The sequence below is a fragment of the Chryseobacterium glaciei genome, from assembly GCF_001648155.1.
In the GTDB taxonomy this organism is placed as follows: Bacteria; Bacteroidota; Bacteroidia; order Flavobacteriales; family Weeksellaceae; genus Chryseobacterium; species Chryseobacterium glaciei.
The window spans coordinates 2,619,427-2,637,652 of the sequence record NZ_CP015199.1 but is presented as its reverse complement, the minus strand read 5'-3'; the positions used below and the strand labels follow the sequence as shown (position 1 = coordinate 2,637,652).

Annotated in this window: 17 protein-coding genes; 4 read left to right on the top strand and 13 right to left on the bottom strand. The window is 33.7% G+C overall.

Translation table 11 applies throughout. The annotated features are described in order from the left end of the window. Nucleotides 1–38: 38 nt before the first annotated feature. From rlmD to lpxB, 7 genes are all read right to left on the bottom strand, one after another. A complete protein-coding gene (gene rlmD / locus A0O34_RS11790) occupies nucleotides 39–1,445 on the bottom strand; it encodes a 23S rRNA (uracil(1939)-C(5))-methyltransferase RlmD (RefSeq protein ID WP_066754848.1) in 1,407 nt (468 codons plus the stop codon). 118 nt (nucleotides 1,446–1,563) lie between these two features. Beyond that, complete coding sequence (locus A0O34_RS11785; RefSeq protein WP_066754846.1) at nucleotides 1,564–3,105, bottom strand: TlpA family protein disulfide reductase; 1,542 nt, start codon at nucleotides 3,103–3,105, stop codon at nucleotides 1,564–1,566. 137 nt (nucleotides 3,106–3,242) lie between these two features. Next, on the bottom strand, nucleotides 3,243–4,010 hold the full coding sequence (locus tag A0O34_RS11780; protein ID WP_066754845.1) for a succinate dehydrogenase/fumarate reductase iron-sulfur subunit: 768 nt from the start codon (nucleotides 4,008–4,010) through the stop codon (nucleotides 3,243–3,245). Between the two features lie 24 nt (nucleotides 4,011–4,034). After that, nucleotides 4,035–6,047: a fumarate reductase/succinate dehydrogenase flavoprotein subunit gene (locus A0O34_RS11775; protein WP_066754843.1), complete on the bottom strand. Its 2,013-nt coding sequence runs from the start codon at nucleotides 6,045–6,047 to the stop codon at nucleotides 4,035–4,037. Nucleotides 6,048–6,062: 15 nt separating this feature from the next. After that, nucleotides 6,063–6,725, bottom strand: coding sequence for a succinate dehydrogenase cytochrome b subunit (locus A0O34_RS11770; RefSeq protein ID WP_066754841.1), 663 nt, complete (start codon nucleotides 6,723–6,725; stop codon nucleotides 6,063–6,065). A gap of 144 nt (nucleotides 6,726–6,869) precedes the next feature. Then, complete coding sequence (locus A0O34_RS11765; protein WP_066754840.1) at nucleotides 6,870–8,639, bottom strand: ComEC/Rec2 family competence protein; 1,770 nt, start codon at nucleotides 8,637–8,639, stop codon at nucleotides 6,870–6,872. Nucleotides 8,640–8,786: 147 nt separating this feature from the next. Next, entirely contained in the window at nucleotides 8,787–9,890 is a 1,104-nt protein-coding gene (gene lpxB, locus A0O34_RS11760) for a lipid-A-disaccharide synthase (protein ID WP_066754838.1), read from the bottom strand. A gap of 159 nt (nucleotides 9,891–10,049) precedes the next feature. On the opposite strand from lpxB, the gene A0O34_RS11755 reads away from it, so the two are divergent. Next, nucleotides 10,050–10,559, top strand: coding sequence for a DUF2480 family protein (locus A0O34_RS11755; RefSeq protein WP_066754836.1), 510 nt, complete (start codon nucleotides 10,050–10,052; stop codon nucleotides 10,557–10,559). A gap of 153 nt (nucleotides 10,560–10,712) precedes the next feature. Then, nucleotides 10,713–11,372: a DUF937 domain-containing protein gene (locus tag A0O34_RS11750; RefSeq protein ID WP_066754834.1), complete on the top strand. Its 660-nt coding sequence runs from the start codon at nucleotides 10,713–10,715 to the stop codon at nucleotides 11,370–11,372. Between the two features lie 73 nt (nucleotides 11,373–11,445). Here the strand turns inward: A0O34_RS11750 and A0O34_RS11745 are convergent, their stop codons facing one another. From A0O34_RS11745 to A0O34_RS11720, 6 genes are all read right to left on the bottom strand, one after another. Beyond that, the gene (locus tag A0O34_RS11745; protein ID WP_066754832.1) at nucleotides 11,446–11,562 is read right to left on the bottom strand and encodes a 30S ribosomal protein THX; all 117 of its coding nucleotides are present in this window, start codon (nucleotides 11,560–11,562) and stop codon (nucleotides 11,446–11,448) included. A gap of 165 nt (nucleotides 11,563–11,727) precedes the next feature. Beyond that, nucleotides 11,728–13,122, bottom strand: coding sequence for an MATE family efflux transporter (locus A0O34_RS11740; protein ID WP_066754831.1), 1,395 nt, complete (start codon nucleotides 13,120–13,122; stop codon nucleotides 11,728–11,730). A gap of 74 nt (nucleotides 13,123–13,196) precedes the next feature. Beyond that, nucleotides 13,197–14,243 carry an ATP-grasp domain-containing protein gene (locus tag A0O34_RS11735; RefSeq protein WP_157886007.1) on the bottom strand — a complete coding sequence of 349 codons (1,047 nt, stop codon included), beginning with the start codon at nucleotides 14,241–14,243 and terminating at the stop codon, nucleotides 13,197–13,199. A gap of 5 nt (nucleotides 14,244–14,248) precedes the next feature. Continuing rightward, nucleotides 14,249–14,692 (bottom strand): YHS domain-containing (seleno)protein, encoded by a 444-nt coding sequence (locus A0O34_RS11730; RefSeq protein WP_066754827.1) that lies wholly within the window; start codon nucleotides 14,690–14,692, stop codon nucleotides 14,249–14,251. A 56-nt stretch (nucleotides 14,693–14,748) separates the two neighbouring features. After that, a complete protein-coding gene (locus tag A0O34_RS11725; RefSeq protein ID WP_066754826.1) occupies nucleotides 14,749–15,012 on the bottom strand; it encodes a hypothetical protein in 264 nt (87 codons plus the stop codon). Continuing rightward, nucleotides 15,009–15,599 carry a sigma-70 family RNA polymerase sigma factor gene (locus tag A0O34_RS11720; RefSeq protein ID WP_066754824.1) on the bottom strand — a complete coding sequence of 197 codons (591 nt, stop codon included), beginning with the start codon at nucleotides 15,597–15,599 and terminating at the stop codon, nucleotides 15,009–15,011. Before A0O34_RS11720 ends, A0O34_RS11725 begins: the two co-directional genes overlap by 4 nt. Before the next feature lie 293 nt (nucleotides 15,600–15,892). Between A0O34_RS11720 and A0O34_RS11715 the strand changes: the two genes are divergently transcribed. Both A0O34_RS11715 and aspS read left to right on the top strand, forming a co-directional pair. Further along, nucleotides 15,893–16,330, top strand: coding sequence for an ankyrin repeat domain-containing protein (locus A0O34_RS11715; RefSeq protein WP_066754822.1), 438 nt, complete (start codon nucleotides 15,893–15,895; stop codon nucleotides 16,328–16,330). A gap of 138 nt (nucleotides 16,331–16,468) precedes the next feature. Continuing rightward, nucleotides 16,469–18,223, top strand: a complete 1,755-nt coding sequence (gene aspS, locus A0O34_RS11710; protein ID WP_066754821.1) for an aspartate--tRNA ligase — start codon at nucleotides 16,469–16,471, stop codon at nucleotides 18,221–18,223. Nucleotides 18,224–18,226 lie beyond the last annotated feature (3 nt).

Here is an 18,226-nt window from a genome sequence, read left to right as displayed (position 1 = left end):
GTTTCATATTAATATTTTGATCTTCAAATGTAAATAAATTATTTTTTAATCAACAATGCAATATTCTCCACATGGTGTGTTTGTGGGAACATATCTACCGGTAAAATTTTAACCAAAGTATAATGATCTTTCATTAAAGCTAAATCTCTTGCCTGAGTTGCAGAGTTACAGCTTACATAAACTACTTTCTCCGGAGCCAATTTCAAGATCTGTTCAACCACTTTTTGGTGCATCCCGTCTCTTGGTGGATCCGTAATTAATACATCTGCCTTTGGATGATTTTCCAAAAATTCATCGTTGAAGACATTTTTCATGTCTCCACAATAGAATGTTGTGTTGGTAAGACCGTTTAATTCAGCATGTTCGATGGCTGCATCGATTGCTTCCTGAACAGATTCAATTCCGATCACATGTTTTGCGTTTCTGGCAACATATTGAGCGATTGTTCCTGTTCCTGTATATAAATCGTAAACAACTTCATCCCCTTTTAAATCCGCAAACTCTAACGTTTTTCTGTAAAGTTCTAAAGCTTGTTTATAGTTTGTTTGAAAGAATGATTTTGGTCCTATTTTGAACTTCAGTCCATCCATTTCTTCCATTAAAAATCCTTCTCCGAAATAAACATTTACATTTAAATCGTAGATTGAATCGTTTTGTTTTGGATTAATAGCATACACCAACGTCTTTATCTGCGGGAATTTCTCTAATAAATATTGGAAAAGCGCCTCTCTATTCGCTTTCTCTTCTCTATAAAGCTGGAATAAAACCATCCATTCACCTTTAGAGTTTTGTCTCATCATTAACGTTCTTAAAAAGCCTTCCTGATTTCTAACATCAAAGAAATCCAACCCATTTTCAACACTGAAATTTTTCACTGCCAAACGAATCGCATTTGAAGGATCTTCCTGAAGAAAGCATTCTTTAAGGTCTAAAATCTTGCTCCACATTCCCGGAATATGGAAACCAAGCGCATCTCTGTTTCCGAAATTTTCTTCAGAACTTATTTCATACTGAGTAAGCCATTTTGCATTAGAGAAAGAAAACTCCATTTTATTTCTGTAGAAATATTGTTCTTCAGCACCTAAAATTGGAACGGTTTCAAAATCATCAATACCGCCAATTCTCTTTATATTATTGTATACTTCTTCTTGTTTAAAATCAAGCTGTTTTTCATAGCTCATATTCTGCCATTTGCAACCTCCACAAGTTCCGAAATGAATACATCTTGGTTCTACTCTAAACGGAGATTTTGCTATTACCTGAACAGTTTCAGCTTCAAAATATTTTGATTTTGATTTCTTAACTCTTGCATTAACAGTATCTCCCGGAACCCCTCCAGAAACCAATACAGTCTTTCCTTCTTCCGTTTTTCCGATTGCGATACCTTTGGCTCCTGCGCCAAACAATTTAATATTTTCAAGAATAACGTCTTTCTTCTTTCTCATTCCCTATTTTCTATTTTTTCTAATATAATAAAATGAAACCTTGCGATTTCATTTTGCAAAAATACAATAAAAAAAACCTTATCCGAAGGACAAGGTTTTTATCTATGTTAAAGTTTTATTATTTTGTAGGAACCGGCTGCGGATTTGCTGGTTGTGGAGCCTGCTGTTGTTGAGCAGAAGGATCTATACCCATACCTTGTTGCAATTGTATGTTTGGATCTACTTTCGGAGCTGAAAGCCCTGTTTGCTTATCTAAAACTGTTACCAATTCCGGATCTCCAAGATTGAAGAATGGTTTGCTAGCGATTTTTCCATCTTTATCGATGATGATGAAGCAAGGTAGTTTGAATCCGTAAACTCCATATTTTTTAGCTATATCAGAATTTAATCCTCCGTCAGCATAAACATTTATTCCTGTAATTCCTTTTAATAAAGAATTGCTTGTTTTTACAAACTGATCTTTAGTATCATCTACATTCACGAATACGAAATTCATTTTAGATTTGTAGAAGTTGGCAACTTCTTTCAATACAGGAACAGTAGCTTCTCCGATGTAAGGATTCCAAGAAGCATAGAATGCTAACATATATGGTTTTCCTTTGTTTTCAGAAAGTTTATAAGCTTTACCGTCTTGTTTTGCCAATGCACCTTCTGGAGCTACATCACCAATTTTGAATCCGTTGATCGCAAACTGAATTTTCTTTAAATCTGCTTTAATTGTAGCATCTTTAATATCTTCGTCAATTATTTTCTTGATTTTATCAGATGTTTTCTCAGGAGTATTCGGGTGAATATCAGACTGGGCCATTACAAACGCTAAAAGATAATCTTTAGTAATTTGTGAAATATCTTTTTTATCTTTCAAATATTGATTGAATAATTCCGAAGTAGTAACGTCAGTTTTTCCTTTGCCTTTTGCTTCCGCATACTTTTGGAAATCAGGACTCATTTTAGATAAAAGGTAGCTTCTGTAAGCAGGATTGTCTTTTACCATTTCATCCTTATTAGCCTGAAGTTTATTTTCATAATCCGTGAAAGCTTTAGTCACTTTAAAAGAAGGATTACCCATTTGCTTATGGCTTAGATCATACTGAGACATAATAGAAAGCAAAGTACTTGCGATATCATTCTTTTTCCAGTTCACAACTTCGTTATCCGGATTGAATTTTTTAACGTTTTCGTCGATATTTTTGTTAATATCTGCTTCAACTTTTTGAATTCCTTTGATGAAAGTTGGCTCATCTTTCGTCATTAGCTCGTTCATGTTAACTGTCTGAGCATAATTAGTAAGATATTTTTGAGCTGCAGTAAAGAAATCATTATTCTTTTTAGCATCACCAGTGATCACATATTCTGAAGGGAAAGTTTGTCCGTTTCCAGAAATATTAAGAGCCTGACCAGCTTTTAGGTAAACCAAGTTTTGCTTACCTCCATAAGAAATCACATACATTCCGCTTTTAGGAGCTTCAAAATTTCCTTCGAAAGTACCATCATTCTTCACTCCGATGTTTGCTAACGGCAATGTTGCAACACCAGAAGCTTCGATAAATTCTATTCTTTCTAATGGAGATCCTCCAGTGATTTTCCCTTTTACTTCAACTTTTTTAGAGCAAGACATCACAAACACTGCGATGATAAACAATAAAAGATATTTTTTCATTTTGAATTTTATAATTTAACAAAAATAAGTTTTTCAATATACTTAATACAATTTTAAAGCATTTTTTATGAAAGATTTAACTAAAAAGATCGTCTACCACTAAGGAGACGATCTTTTTTTATGTATTTAAATCAATTCTATCCTTGGTCTACCAGAGCAGCCATATATTCTCTGTTCATTCTAGCGATGTTTTCAAGAGAAATTCCTTTAGGACACTCTACTTCACACGCTCCGGTGTTTGAACAGTTACCGAATCCTTCCTCATCCATCGCCTGAACCATGTTAAGAACTCTACGTTTAGCTTCTACTCTACCTTGCGGTAATAAAGCAAACTGAGAAACTTTAGCTCCGACAAATAACATTGCAGATCCGTTTTTACAAGTAGCCACACAAGCTCCACATCCGATACAAGCCGCAGCATCCATTGCTTTGTCTGCATCTTCTTTAGGAACCGGAATAGCATTAGCATCTAATGTATTTCCTGAGGTATTTACAGAAATGAAACCGCCCGCAGCCATTACTCTGTCGAATGCACTTCTGTCTACCATTAAATCTTTAATAACCGGGAAAGCAGCACTTCTCCAAGGTTCGATAACGATGGTTTCACCGTCTTTGAACATTCTCATGTGCAACTGACAAGTTGTAATACCTGTATCGGGACCGTGGGCTCTACCATTGATGTAAAGAGAACACATACCACAAATTCCTTCACGACAGTCGTGATCGAAAGCGATAGGTTCTTTTCCCTCGTTAATAATATTTTCATTAAGGATGTCTAACATTTCTAAGAATGAAGAATCTGTAGAAACATCCGATATTTTATAGGTCTCAAACTGACCTTTAGTTTTACTATTTTTTTGTCTCCAAATTTTCAGCGTAAGATGAAGGCCTTTTTTTGCACTCATAATTTTATATTTATAGGTTGGAGATTATTTGTAACTTCTCGCTTTAACTTCAATATTGTCATAGATAAGATCTTCTTTGTGCAGAACTTCCTGCTTGATATCATCACCCTGATATTCCCAAGCTCCTACATATTTGAAGTTGACGTCATCTCTTTCTGCTTCACCTTCCGGAGTCGCATGATCTTCTCTGAAATGTCCACCACAAGATTCGTTTCTGTGTAATGCATCAATAGCCATTAATTGTCCAAGCTCAATAAAGTCTGCTACTCTGAATGCTTTTTCAAGCTCAGTGTTCATACCTTCAACGTCTCCCGGAACTTTTACGTTTTTCCAGAAATCATTTTTCACTTCTTCAATTTCTTTGATCGCTTCTCTTAATCCTTCAGGCGTTCTTCCCATACCTACTTTATTCCACATAATGTTTCCTAATTGCTTATGGAAGTGGTCTACAGAATGAGTTCCTTTATTATTTAAGAAGAAATCTATTTTATCTTTAATTCCTTTTTCAGCTTCAACGAAATCAGCCGAATCTGTAGGAATAGTTCCTGTCCTAATATCTGCAGAAAGGTAATCTGCAATTGTATAAGGAAGTACGAAATATCCGTCTGCAAGACCCTGCATCAATGCAGAAGCCCCAAGTCTGTTTGCTCCGTGATCTGAGAAGTTAGCTTCACCAATTACGAAACATCCAGGGATTGTAGACTGAAGGTTATAATCAACCCAAACACCACCCATTGTGTAGTGAACCGCAGGATAAATCTTCATTGGAGTTTTGTAAGGATCATCAGCAGTAATCTTTTCGTACATTACGAATAAGTTACCGTATTTTTCTTCAATCCAAGCTTTTCCAAGGTCGTAAATTTGCTGATCACTAGGATTATGAATGTGCTTTTCAATAGCAGATTCTTTACCTTTTTTGATAATCTCTGTAGAGAAATCTAAGTAAACACCTTCTTTAGTATCGTTATTTTCGATTCCGAAACCAGCATCACATCTTTCTTTACCAGCTCTAGACGCAACGTCACGAGGAACTAAGTTTCCGAATGCAGGATATCTTCTCTCTAAATAATAATCTCTATCTTCTTCTTTAATACTTTCAGCTCTTAATTTACCTTCTCTGATCGCTACTGAATCTTCAATCTTTTTAGGAACCCAGATTCTTCCTGAGTTTCTTAATGATTCAGACATCAAAGTAAGTTTAGACTGCTGTGTTCCGTGAACTGGAATACAAGTCGGGTGAATCTGTACATAACAAGGGTTTGCAAAATATGCTCCTTTCTTGTGAATTTTCCAAGCTGCAGAAACGTTTGAACCCATTGCGTTTGTAGAAAGGAAATATACGTTTCCGTATCCTCCAGAAGCAATAACTACAGCGTGAGCAGAATGTCTTTCAACTTCACCAGTTACTAGGTTTCTTGCGATAATTCCTCTTGCTTTTCCGTCTACAATTACTAAATCCAGCATTTCGTGACGGTTATACATTTTTACTCTACCCTTACCGATTTGACGGCTTAAAGAAGAATAAGCACCTAACAATAACTGCTGACCTGTTTGTCCTTTTGCGTAGAAAGTTCTTTTAACCTGAACTCCACCAAATGAACGGTTATCTAACTGACCGCCGTAATCTCTTCCAAAAGGAACCCCTTGGGAAACACATTGGTCAATAATATTAGCAGAAACTTCCGCTAATCTGTATACGTTTGCTTCTCTTGCTCTATAGTCACCTCCTTTGATTGTATCGTAGAATAGTCTATACGTAGAGTCACCATCACCTTGGTAATTTTTAGCAGCGTTGATCCCCCCTTGAGCAGCAATAGAGTGCGCTCTTCTTGGAGAATCCTGATAACAAAATGCTTTTACATTATATCCCTGCTCTGCCAAAGTAGCAGCTGCAGAACCTCCTGCCAAACCTGTACCTACAACAATAATATCAATCTTATCTCTGTTGTTTGGTGCAACAAGGTTCATATGGTCTTTATGATTTTTCCATTTATCCTTTAGAGGACCATCTGGAATTCTTGAATCTAATTTACTCATATTAGTATATTGATATTATTGAGTTATAAAATGAAAAATCGCAATAAAAATAAATCCTGCAGGAATAAGGATTGAATACCATTTTCCTAAAGCTTTAATTACCGGAGTGTATTTCGGATGTCTTGCACCAATTGATTGGAAAGAAGACTGAAAACCGTGAGCTAAGTGTAATCCCAATAAAACAAAAGCAATTACATAGATTGCCACTCTCCAGATATCAGCAAACTTTTCGTGCAATTCCGGCCAAAAACGTTCTGCATCAGGAGCTAGTCCTTCAACATACTTGTAATTAATTTCATGTAACCAGAAATCATATAAGTGCAATCCTAAAAATGCTAAAACAACAGCACCAGAAATAATCATATTTCTAGACATCCATGAAGAATTCACAGAAGCGTTGTTTGCAGCGTATTTTATAGGACGCGCTTTGTTATTCTTAACCTCTAATACAAATCCCAGAATAAAATGGAAAAGAACTGCAAAACCCAGAACAGGTTGCATGAGGAACTGAACAAAAGGATTATACCCCATGAAATCTGATGCCGTATTGAAAGCATCGCGATTGATAACGGATAATAAGTTTGTCGTTAAATGCAGTATAAGAAAAATCAGCAAAAACATAGCTGATAATGCCATAGCATATTTTCTACCTATTGTAGAACTCGTTAAACCTGCCATATAAGTTTAAATTTGAATTTCTACAAAATTAAGAAATGTTAACTATACTCAAAAGTGAGAAATCTCACTATTAGTCAGTTTGTAATCTTTCTAAATAAGCCTATAAAGCATTATAAATAAAGGAAAAACAAAAAAAGGCAACAATTAATTTATATTGTAAACTTTACCCTTGTATACCACCTTTTGTGTTAAAGTTGGGAAAAATTTTACTTCAGTAGCGCGTAATCTCCTTGAAGATTTGTATGGATTGATGATATATTTAGTAATCTTATCAACATTTGAATTATTTTCAACCCAAAAACAAACTTCATTTCCCTTTTTCACAGAAAATACTTTATGTTTATAAAAATCATGAAGCAGGATTTCTTCTTTTTGATATTCAATTGTATTACAACTTATTCGTACCATTAAAAATGCAAAAACTGCTATTATCAATCTTCCTGAATTTTTATAATTGAATTTTAAAATGGCAAACCTCAGCAAATAAACTATTACAAAAAGTGAAAAAACCTCAACCAAATTCATTGGGATATTTTCAAAAAATAATGAATCAAAATCAGCGAACCAATGGATACTTTTCAACAAAATTTTAATGGTAAAATCATATACAATATTGATCAAACCAAAATCAATTTTAAAAGCAATTAAAGCTGTCATAAAAAAAGAAAAGACAATAATAACCTCAGAAAAAGGGACAATAATAAAATTCGCTAGAATTGAAATGAATGAAAACTGATGAAAATAATACAATACCAACGGAAGCGTTGCCAATTGTGCTGAAACAGAAATTGAAATCGTATTGAAAAGTATTTTTTTCAAGTAATTATCCTGTTTTGGGAAATATTTTAAAATCGGTTGATTTAACCAAAAAATTCCAAGAACAGCCGTAAAACTCAATTGAAATCCCACATCAAAAATCTGTTGGGTATCTAAGATCAAAATAATAAAAGCTGACAACGCCAAAGAATGCAATAAATCCGGTTTTCTTTGAAGTAAAACATAAATAAAATACACAGTCAACATAATACAGGAACGCAAAACGGAATTTCCAAATCCGATGAAAGCGGCAAATAACCAGATAAATATCAAACTTAAAATAATTACGTATTTCCTCCATTTTAAAGGAAGAAAATACATACATAAAAAGTAGAATAATCCGAAAATCACAACAATATGAGTTCCGGAAATCGCCAGAAAATGCACCAATCCTGATTTATTAAAATCTTGAGCAACTTCCGAATCAATTTCTGTTCGGTCTGCTAAAATAATTCCTTTTAAAAACTCCCGGCTTTGCGGTGACATTTTAGATTGATCAATATTTTGGAGAACTTCAAGCCTTTTCTGGAGGATTTTTTCATTCCAGCTTAAATCATTTCTTACAGCAGAAGAAAATTCATCAGATAAATAACATTGACGGTCAATATTTTTTCGCTGTAAATATTTGGCGTAGTCAAACTGAAAATTATATTGAGGAGATTCTGGCTGAGTTACATATACTTTAGCTTTGTAATAATGCTTAAAATCAAGCTCTTCATTAATTCTTGGAATAAATAAAATAGAATTGAAATCTTCTTTTTGCAATTGAGCAACTACTTCATATTTTTTATATTTCTCTGTAGAATTTAGTTTTTTAGAAATCTTAAAAACGATGGTTTCATTTTGAGAATTAATCGTTTTTTCAGAAGAAAATCCGTTAAAAAAATGAAGAGAAATCCCGACTCCAAAAAACATCAAACCCAATGCATAAGGCTTTAGCTTAAATAAAAAATAAGATTTAAAAAAGGTAGAAATTAAAATAAGTAAGCAAATACCTATTATTAAAAAAACGGCAGTTTCATCCAAAGGAAATCGATCTTGGAGAAAAATCCCAAGAATAAAACAGATCACCAGAATCAAGAGCGGTTGTTTATTCAATCAAAAAAATTGTGTTTTTCAAAAATATTTATTTGAAATAAAAATAACACATCAATATTTGAGAATTTGCAAAACGAGCCTACATTCGTTTTATAAAAGAAAAATCGCAGAAAAAATTTCTACGATTTATATGAATAATTCAATATTTTAAACTTTTAAAATCACATCTGCTGCGTGATCGCTTGCTCCGCTTCCGCCAAGCTTTTCTCTTAATAATTCGTAATCTTTTAAAAGTTGGGTTCTTTTCTCCCCTTCCAAAACTTTGTTTAATTCTTCAACAAGACTTTTAGTATTCAAATCGTTTTGAATTAATTCTTTTACGACTTCCCTATCCATAATCAAATTAACCAAAGAAATATACTTGATATTTTTCACCAATCTTTTTGCAATCGCGTAAGAAATTTTACTTCCGCGATAACAAACTACTTCAGGAACATTCAACAAAGCGGTTTCTAAAGTTGCTGTTCCGGACGTTACCAAAGCGGCTTTTGAACATCTTAATAAATCATATGTTTTATTCGAAACAAAATGAACGTTATCGTCAACATATTTTTGATAAAATTCTTTCGGAAGACTTGGAGCACCGGCAATTACGAATTGATAATTTTTAAAATGAGGTCGAACGGAAAGCATTATTTCAAGCATTTTCTCAACTTCCTGTTTTCGAGAACCCGGTAAAAGTGCGATGATTTCTTTTTCATTTAAGCCGTGCTCTTTTTTGAAATCATCAGTCCTAATTTCTTTTAAACTCGAAATGGCATCCAACAACGGATGTCCCACAAAATGAGAATGAACTCCATGTTTTTTGTAGAAATCTTCCTCGAATGGAAGAATCACCATCATTTCATCAACATATTTTTTGATGATCTCAACTCTACCCTCTTTCCAAGCCCAAAGCTGTGGAGAAATATAATAGATAACTTTGATTCCAAGTTCCTTTGCAAATTTTGCTATTCTTAAATTAAAGCCGGGATAATCAACTAAAATTAAAACATCTGGGCGATGAGCTTTAATATCTTCTTTACAAATTTTAATATTATTCAGGATCGTTCTAAGGTTCATCGCAACCTCCAAAAAGCCCATGAATGCAAGATCACGGTAATGTTTCACCAATGTTCCGCCCTGCTCTTTCATCAAATCACCTCCCCAGAAACGAAATTCTGCGTTGGGATCTTTCTTTTTTAAAGACTTCATTAAATTACTTCCGTGTAAATCTCCGGACGCCTCTCCTGCGATAATATAATATTTCATTTTTGCTGAAACCTTTTTATTTATTTTTCTTGGCCATCAAGAACCTCCTTTTAATTGAATAATTTGTCATCATGGGAGGTTTCTATGATAAGGATAGAGAACAAATTAGAGCTTTGTAAGATCTTAATTTGTAAATTTGTTCAAAGATAATGATAAAAAATGTCAGAAGAATTTGAAATCAGAAATAAAGTTGCAGAGAGTGGTCTTATAAATTTTGATCTTGCTACCCTTGTTCCGAAAGGTGTAAGAAAAGGCATTGATCTTAAAGATTTTCTTTTCATGGAAATGATATTGAAAGAAAAAGATTTTCGTGAAAAAGTTGCATTAATCAATACAGAAGAATATGAGGACACTTATATTTACATTTATAATTCAGCGGATGCAATCGTTCCTCTTTGGGCGTATTTTGTATTAACAGCGAAACTTACAGGTGTCGCAAAAAAGATTGTTTTTGGAAATCATGAGGATCTTGAAGTTATTTTAATGCACAACGCCGTTCAGACTTACGACTTCGAGGAAATGAGAGGAAAAAGGGTTTTGGTAAAAGGTTGTTCTGATAAAGAAATACCCGAAAATGCTTATATAGAACTGGTAGAACAATTACAGCCAATTGTAAAATCTTTGATGTTTGGGGAAGCATGTTCAAATGTTCCTATTTTAAAAAATTAAAAAGTTTTAAGCTAAATCATTGTAAATTTTTAATCTAAAAATCAACAACTTAAAGAAATTCATAAACTTTAACATTAATTTTAGATTAAAAAAAAATATTGAGGAATATTTTTTGATAACTTTGGTTTACTTAATAATAAAACAAACACAAACATGAGTTTAATCGACCTACTTACAGGTAACACGGGCAACGAAGTTGCACAACAAGCTGAGAATAAATTTGGCATCAGCAAGAACCAAATTATCGCTTTATTGGCTGTAGCAGCGCCGTTGGTTATTTCGTATCTTAGAAATAAATCTCAAGATGCTAAAGAAGCGGAAGCATTGAATAATGCTTTAGACAAAGATCACGACGGAAGTATTCTTAATGATTCTTCACAGCTTGAAGCAAGACAGGCAGAAGGAGGTTCAATTCTAAGTCACATTTTCGGAGGTGACAAACAAAATGTAGAGAACCAGTTATCACAGAACACAGGAATTTCGATTGATAAAATTGGACCTATTTTGGCAATGTTGGCTCCAGTTATCATGGGTTATATTGGAAAAGAGAAACAACAGAGCAATGTTGGCGCAGGAGGTTTGGGAGATCTTTTGGGAGGTATTTTAGGAAATGCTTCAAATCAGGCTCAGACTCAAGGTTCAAGTCCATTGAATGACATTTTAGGAAGTGTTCTTGGTGGCGGACAATCTCAATCTTCAGGAAATCCTTTAAATGATATTTTAGGAAGCGTTCTTGGAGGTGGTGGAAACCAACAGAAACAACAAGGCGGTGGCGGATTGGGAGATATCCTTGGCGGCCTTTTCGGAAAATAAATAATTTAATTTGAATACAAAAAAAGACCGAAGAGAAATCTTTGGTCTTTTTTATTTTTAAGAAAAATTGCTGTTATTTAGATTTTTCTTCTGAAGGTGTAATCTGTTTTGAAGCCTTTCTTAGCCTTCTTTTACCATAACTTCCGTTATTGATTTTTCCTCTTCTTGATTTCTTGTCTCCTTTTCCCATAAATGAATTATTTTGTTGATTACTACGAATTTAAGCATTCACATTTAAAACTCAACCAATTAACTTGTTAAAAATTTTATAATGTTTGACTTAAAGGTTGAAAAATGAAATTTACATCCCAATCGTAACTTCCATCTTCCAGCATCAGACTTCCAGCCTATGCAATCAAACTTTAACTGTCTTCCATTTTCCTTTTTTAAACAAAATAAAAGCAACGATTGTTATTAACGTTTCTGCTGTTGGAATAGAAATAAAAACTCCTTTTGGCCCCATTCCCAAATGTTCTGAAAGAAAATACGCCAACGGAATCTGGAACATCCAAAATCCGAAAAAATTAATCCAGGTCGGTGTCCACGTATCTCCCGCTCCATTAAAAGCATTAATCATCACCATACCGATTCCGTAGAAAATAAACCCTACACTCATGATGTGTAAAGCGTTTGTTGCATAATTTTTAATTTCTATTTCTTTTGTGAAAAATCCTACCAGAAAATCTCCCAACAAGAAGAAAAGCAAACTCACAATAACCATGAAAATGACATTATATTTCACGGTTTTCATGACAGATTGTTCTGCTCTCAACATTTCATTCGCACCCATATTTTGACCCACCAAAGTTGATGCAGCATTGCTCAATCCCCAAGCCGGAAGCATGAAAAACATCATTAATCTAAGCGCCGTCTGATAACCTGCCGAAGCATTTTCTTCTCCAGTCGTTGCCACTAATTTTGCTAAAAATATCCAACTGCAAGATGCAATGACAAATTGAAAAATTCCCGGCGTTGCAATTTTTACAGTTGATTTAATTAGTTTAAAATCAGGTTTAAAATAATTTAATTTAATCCTAATCTCCGTATCAGCAACCAAAAGGTGATATAATTGATAAATAACTCCGATACTTCTTCCTATCGTAGTAGCAAGGGCAGCACCTGTTAATCCCATTGCATGGATCGGTCCAAAACCTTTAATTAAAACCGGACAAAGAATAATATTGGCAATGTTGGCAATCCAAAGACTTTTCATCGCAATAGCTGCATTTCCTGCTCCTCGGAAAATTCCGTTGATTAAAAACAAAAGCATAATGACCACACTGCTTCCCATCATAATTCTTGTAAAATCTTTACCATAAGCTGCTGCTTCAGGCTTTGACCCCATCAGAATTAAAATTTCTTCAGCATAAATAACTCCAACTAAACTTAAAATAAAAGTAATGACAAATGACACCAAAATTACCTGCGCAGCGCTTTGGGAAGCTTTTTCAGGGTTTTTCTCGCCAATTCTTCTTGCAACCAATGCTGTTGCAGCCATACTCATTCCGATCGCGATAGAATACATGATCGAAAGTACAGATTCTGTGAGCCCAACCGTTTGTATTGCAAATCCACTTTCTTTAAGATGACCTACAAAATACAGATCCACCAAGGCAAAAACAGATTCCATTGCCATTTCCAGCATCATCGGAATCGCCAAAAGAAGAACCGCACTTCTAATGCTGATTTTGGTATAATCTACACTCTCGCTACTGAATGCTTTTTTGATGAAATCTATATATTTTGTCATAGCTGTAAAATCTACGTCAAAAGTATAGATTCAGAAATGATAAATAATTAGCATATGGAAAGTTTTTCGAAAACTTAAATCGAAAAAGGATTATATTCTTTGAAAAGACTCCAACATTCTTCTCTACCTGTAAAACGATGTCCTTTTTCTTTATTAATTTTTGCAATTTGATACATATAATCCCAATGTCTCATAATTTCTGTAATAGCAAAAAGATAAAAATTTTCAGGGTCGTAAATAAAAGTTGGCTCGGAAGCGGCACCATTTAATTCAATTATTTTAAAATTTTCGCCGTTTTCAAGGTCTCGCCAGGAATTGAACTTAACATCAAATCGGCCGTAGTAAAATCCGTCCATGCTTGAACATATTTCATTAAACAAATCCTCCAATTTATCTGAAATTTTATAAGAACTATCGTAAAAAGTTGCTCCTCTTGCATGATTTCCGATACTGCTGAGAAGTACTCTTTCATCTTTCTCCGGAATATAATTTTCATTAAAAGTTGTGTTCTGAAAAACCTGTGGATAAAATTTATGATATCTGAAATTATATTTGATCAACTCAGCTAAAGTCTGTTTTCCGTCACCGACAACTTCAACTCCTTTTTTCTCAACAACTCCACTGATGAAGCCTTTCTCAGAATTTGGAAATCTAATATAGAACACTCCTATTTCTTTTCGTAAATCAACATATTCTTCCAGTAAAAGATCTTCGTTCCCAAAAATTTTCAAATAACTATGAAGATGAGTTTCATTTTCAATTATCTCAACATTTCGTCCTCTACAACCGTTATTGGGTTTTAAAATAACGGGATAACTCAAATGATTTTGTTTAATAATATCTAAAACGTTTTCCGCTTCAATATTTTCTTTAACGAAAAAAGATTTTGCTCTAAACTTTTGAGGAATAAGTTGATTCACATAGTTTTTATCTTCAAGCGTCATTCCACCATGAATCATTGACGGATTTACTGCTTTGAAAAAACCAACCGATCTGCATTTAATACTAATCCAGATATAATAAAAAATGCAAGGTAGATAGATTGTCCACATCGGCCAAAATTCCCAATGCGTTACTCTGTACCATCTGTACCGTAATTTAAATAAAACTTCATTTTCCAATCTTCTTATTTTTGAACTGTATTTTGCCAGTTTTTATCCGCTTTTCTATTAAGATTTACTTCATCTTTATTCCAACTGATCAATGTATTTTTAAAAAATTTATTATAAAAAAGATATAGTTTTCCATTAACAATCTTATATGTTTCGGGATTTATAGTTACTTTTTCACCTTCATCACCCATCGCATAAGCGCAGTAGCCACCATATTGAGGAATATATTTATCCGGATTTTGCTGAAATACAGTTTTATTTGCTTTGTTTATAAAATAATAGCTTACGCCTTGATATTGTACAGAAAATTCCGCAGATCCTCTCTGAGGTTTTCCTGAAAAATAACTCACCACATCATATCCCGAATTGGTTATATCCTTTTTGCGGTTAATATTTTTTCCGGTTTGAGCAAACGTCAAACTTCCTAAAAAGAAAAAAATGAGCATTAAAAATTTCATCTTTATAGCTTTTAAAATTTTAGACGTAAAAAATATGATTCCTTACAAAAAACTTATTATTTTTTTAAGCTTTCTTTTATTTTGTCCTTTAATTCTTGGGATAAATGCTCTCCATCCTCATTCATTTCCGACTCAAAATGTTTATAAAGAGCTTCATCTATAACTTTAGTTTGTTTTTTGAAATTCTGACAACATTTACAAAACAAAATATGAAATTTCATTTTCAGCCAAGCAGAAAAAGACAAAGATGTTTCTTCAGATTTAATAATATTGAGGGACGTTTCTTCACAATTATTGAGAAGTCTATTAAAAAATTTCATACGTAAGGTTTTATTTCTTTTTTCTCGAGGCAGCTTCTTAAAAGTGTTTTAGACCTAAAAAGAAGCACCCAATAATTTGACGAAGTAATATTTAATTCCTTACAAATTTTTTTAGCATCATCATCCATCATATATTTTGCAATAAAAACGGGTTTTAATTTTGGAGGTAATTTTTGCAGACAATATTCTAAAATTTCATGAAATTCTTTGCTTAAAATATATTGATCCGCATTTTCTGAAATATAATTTTTGTGGATTTTAGGTTTCCACCTTCCGTAATTATTTTCATTGAAAAAAGCATTCCCAAATGACTCTTCTGTTTCAGAAAAATAATCGTCATAGCCTTTAGAATTACTTTTTTGCCTGTAATAATCTATGATTTTATTTTTTAAAATACTTGTGAGCCAGGTTTTCACAGAAGCTTTACCTTCAAATTGTTTAAGACCTTTATATGCTGAAAGGAAAGTTTCCTGTATAATATCTTCGGCATCTTCTCTACAATTCACTCTTTTAACAGCAAAAGCAAACAGAAAATCTGAAAATTCGTCTACCCACTGCTCCGGATTTAGGTAATCATTTTTTTCCATCGTATTAATATTATTTGTGTGTTTGGGTCTATAAATTTAATGAATATTGCCTTTGAAAACTCATTCTATCAGGGCTTTAATTAAGATTCGGAACATTTTAAACTAATTAAAATAGTCTGTATTATTTTTTATGTTAATTCTTCATTTTCACATAAAACAATTCTAAACAAAACATTACTCCCGATATCATTAAAAGGGATATTTTGAAAAAAACACACTTTTTTAGGCATGATAATAAATAATTTTATCAAAAAATGAATTAGCTTTGTATATTCATAAAAAATAAAAATTTCATGAAAAAAATAATCTCTACTTTATTAGTATTCGGAATCTCGATATTTGCCAACCTATTATTTGCACAACAGATTTCAAGGGAACAAAAGGTTGCTTTTCAGACTGACAATATAGAAACACTGAAAAAAAGCTTCGCCAAAGAAGATTACAACAAGTGTTTCGGAGCTAAAGAAACTTCATACAATCTGCTTTCTTTTAGTGTAAAACATGATAAGAAAAATGTTTTTAATTATTTACTGTCCAACAACGTAGACGTTAATAAAGCGTGTGATAATCAAACACCATTGATGATCGCTGCAAAATACGGAAGAGCAGATCTTGCAAAAGCATTGCTGAAAAAAGGAGCAACAAAAACTTTAAAAAATGACAAAGGACAAACGGCTAAAGATTATTCTGTAGAATACAAACAGCCTGCTCTTACAGAAATTTTAAAATAGAAATATTCAAAATACAATGTAAAAACTTCCGAAAGGGAGTTTTTTTGTTTTTAAAACCTGCAAAAATCTTATCTTTGCAAACGAAAATTAAAGGCTCAAAACTTTGGGTCTTAAACATTGAACTTTAAACAAATAATTATGTTTCGATCGCACACAAACGGAGAATTATCTCTGAAAAATCTTAATGAAGAAGTTACACTGTCAGGATGGGTACAAACCATTCGTGATAAAGGATTTATGATTTGGATAGATCTTCGAGATCGTTACGGAATTACTCAGTTGGTTTTCGATCAGGACCGTTCTTCAGTCGAATTGATGGAAAATGCAAAAAAATTGGGACGTGAATTCGTGATTCAGGTTACGGGAAAAGTAATCGAAAGAGTAAGCAAAAACCCCAATATTCCAACAGGAGAAATTGAAATTTTAGTTGAAAAATTAGAAGTGCTTAATGAATCTCAGCTTCCGCCTTTCACGATTGAAGATGAAACGGACGGTGGTGAAGAATTAAGAATGAAATACCGTTATCTGGACATCAGAAGAGCTCCGGTAAGAGATAAATTGATCTTCCGTCACAAAATGGCGCAAAAGGTTAGAAATTATCTTTCAGACGAAGGATTTATCGAGGTTGAAACTCCGGTTTTAATCAAATCTACTCCGGAAGGAGCGAGAGACTTCGTTGTACCAAGCAGAATGAATCCGGGACAGTTTTATGCATTGCCACAGTCACCACAGACTTTCAAACAATTATTGATGGTAGGTGGAATGGATAAATATTTCCAGATCGTTAAATGTTTCCGTGATGAGGATTTAAGAGCCGACAGACAGCCCGAATTTACACAAATCGACTGCGAAATGGCTTTTGTAGAACAGGAAGACGTAATGAATGTTTTTGAAGGAATGACGAAAACGTTGATCAAAGACATTACAGGTCAGGAATTCGGAACTTTCCCAAGAATGACGTTCGCCGATGCAATGCAGAAATATGGAAACGACAAACCGGATATCCGTTTCGGAATGGAATTCGTTGAATTGAATGAATTAGTAAAAGGAAAAGATTTCAAAATATTTGATGATGCCGAATTGGTTGTCGGAATCAATGTTGAAGGATGTGCAGATTATACAAGAAAACAAATTGATGAGCTTGTTGACTGGGTAAAAAGACCACAAATCGGAGCTTCAGGAATGGTTTGGGCTAAATTCCAGAATGATGGTGTAAAAACTTCTTCTGTAAATAAATTCTATAATGAGGAAGATTTAGCGAAAATTATCGAGAAATTCGGAGCAAAAGAAGGAGATTTAATGTTGATTCTTTCAGGAAACGAGTACAAAGTAAGAACTCAACTTTCTGCGTTGAGAATGGAGCTTGGAAACCGTTTAGGATTAAGAAAAGGCGACGTTTTCGCACCACTTTGGGTTGTTGACTTCCCGTTATTGGAATTTGACGAAGAAAGCGGACGTTACCACGCGATGCACCACCCTTTCACCTCTCCAAAACCGGAAGATATCCACTTATTGGAAACAGATCCAGGAAAAGCAAGAGCCAACGCATACGATATGGTATTGAATGGAAATGAAATCGGTGGAGGTTCTATTAGAATTTTTGATAGAGATCTTCAATCTAAAATGTTTGATTTGTTAGGATTCTCGAAAGAAGAAGCAGAAGCTCAGTTTGGATTCTTAATGAACGCCTTCAAATACGGAGCACCGCCTCACGGTGGTTTGGCTTTCGGGTTTGACCGTTTGGTTGCTATTCTTGACGGAAATGAAGTGATCAGAGATTATATCGCATTCCCTAAGAATAACTCAGGGCGTGATGTGATGATCGATGCACCTGCCGCAATTGCTGATGCACAGCTCGATGAATTGGAATTACAATTGAATTTAAAAGCATAAATT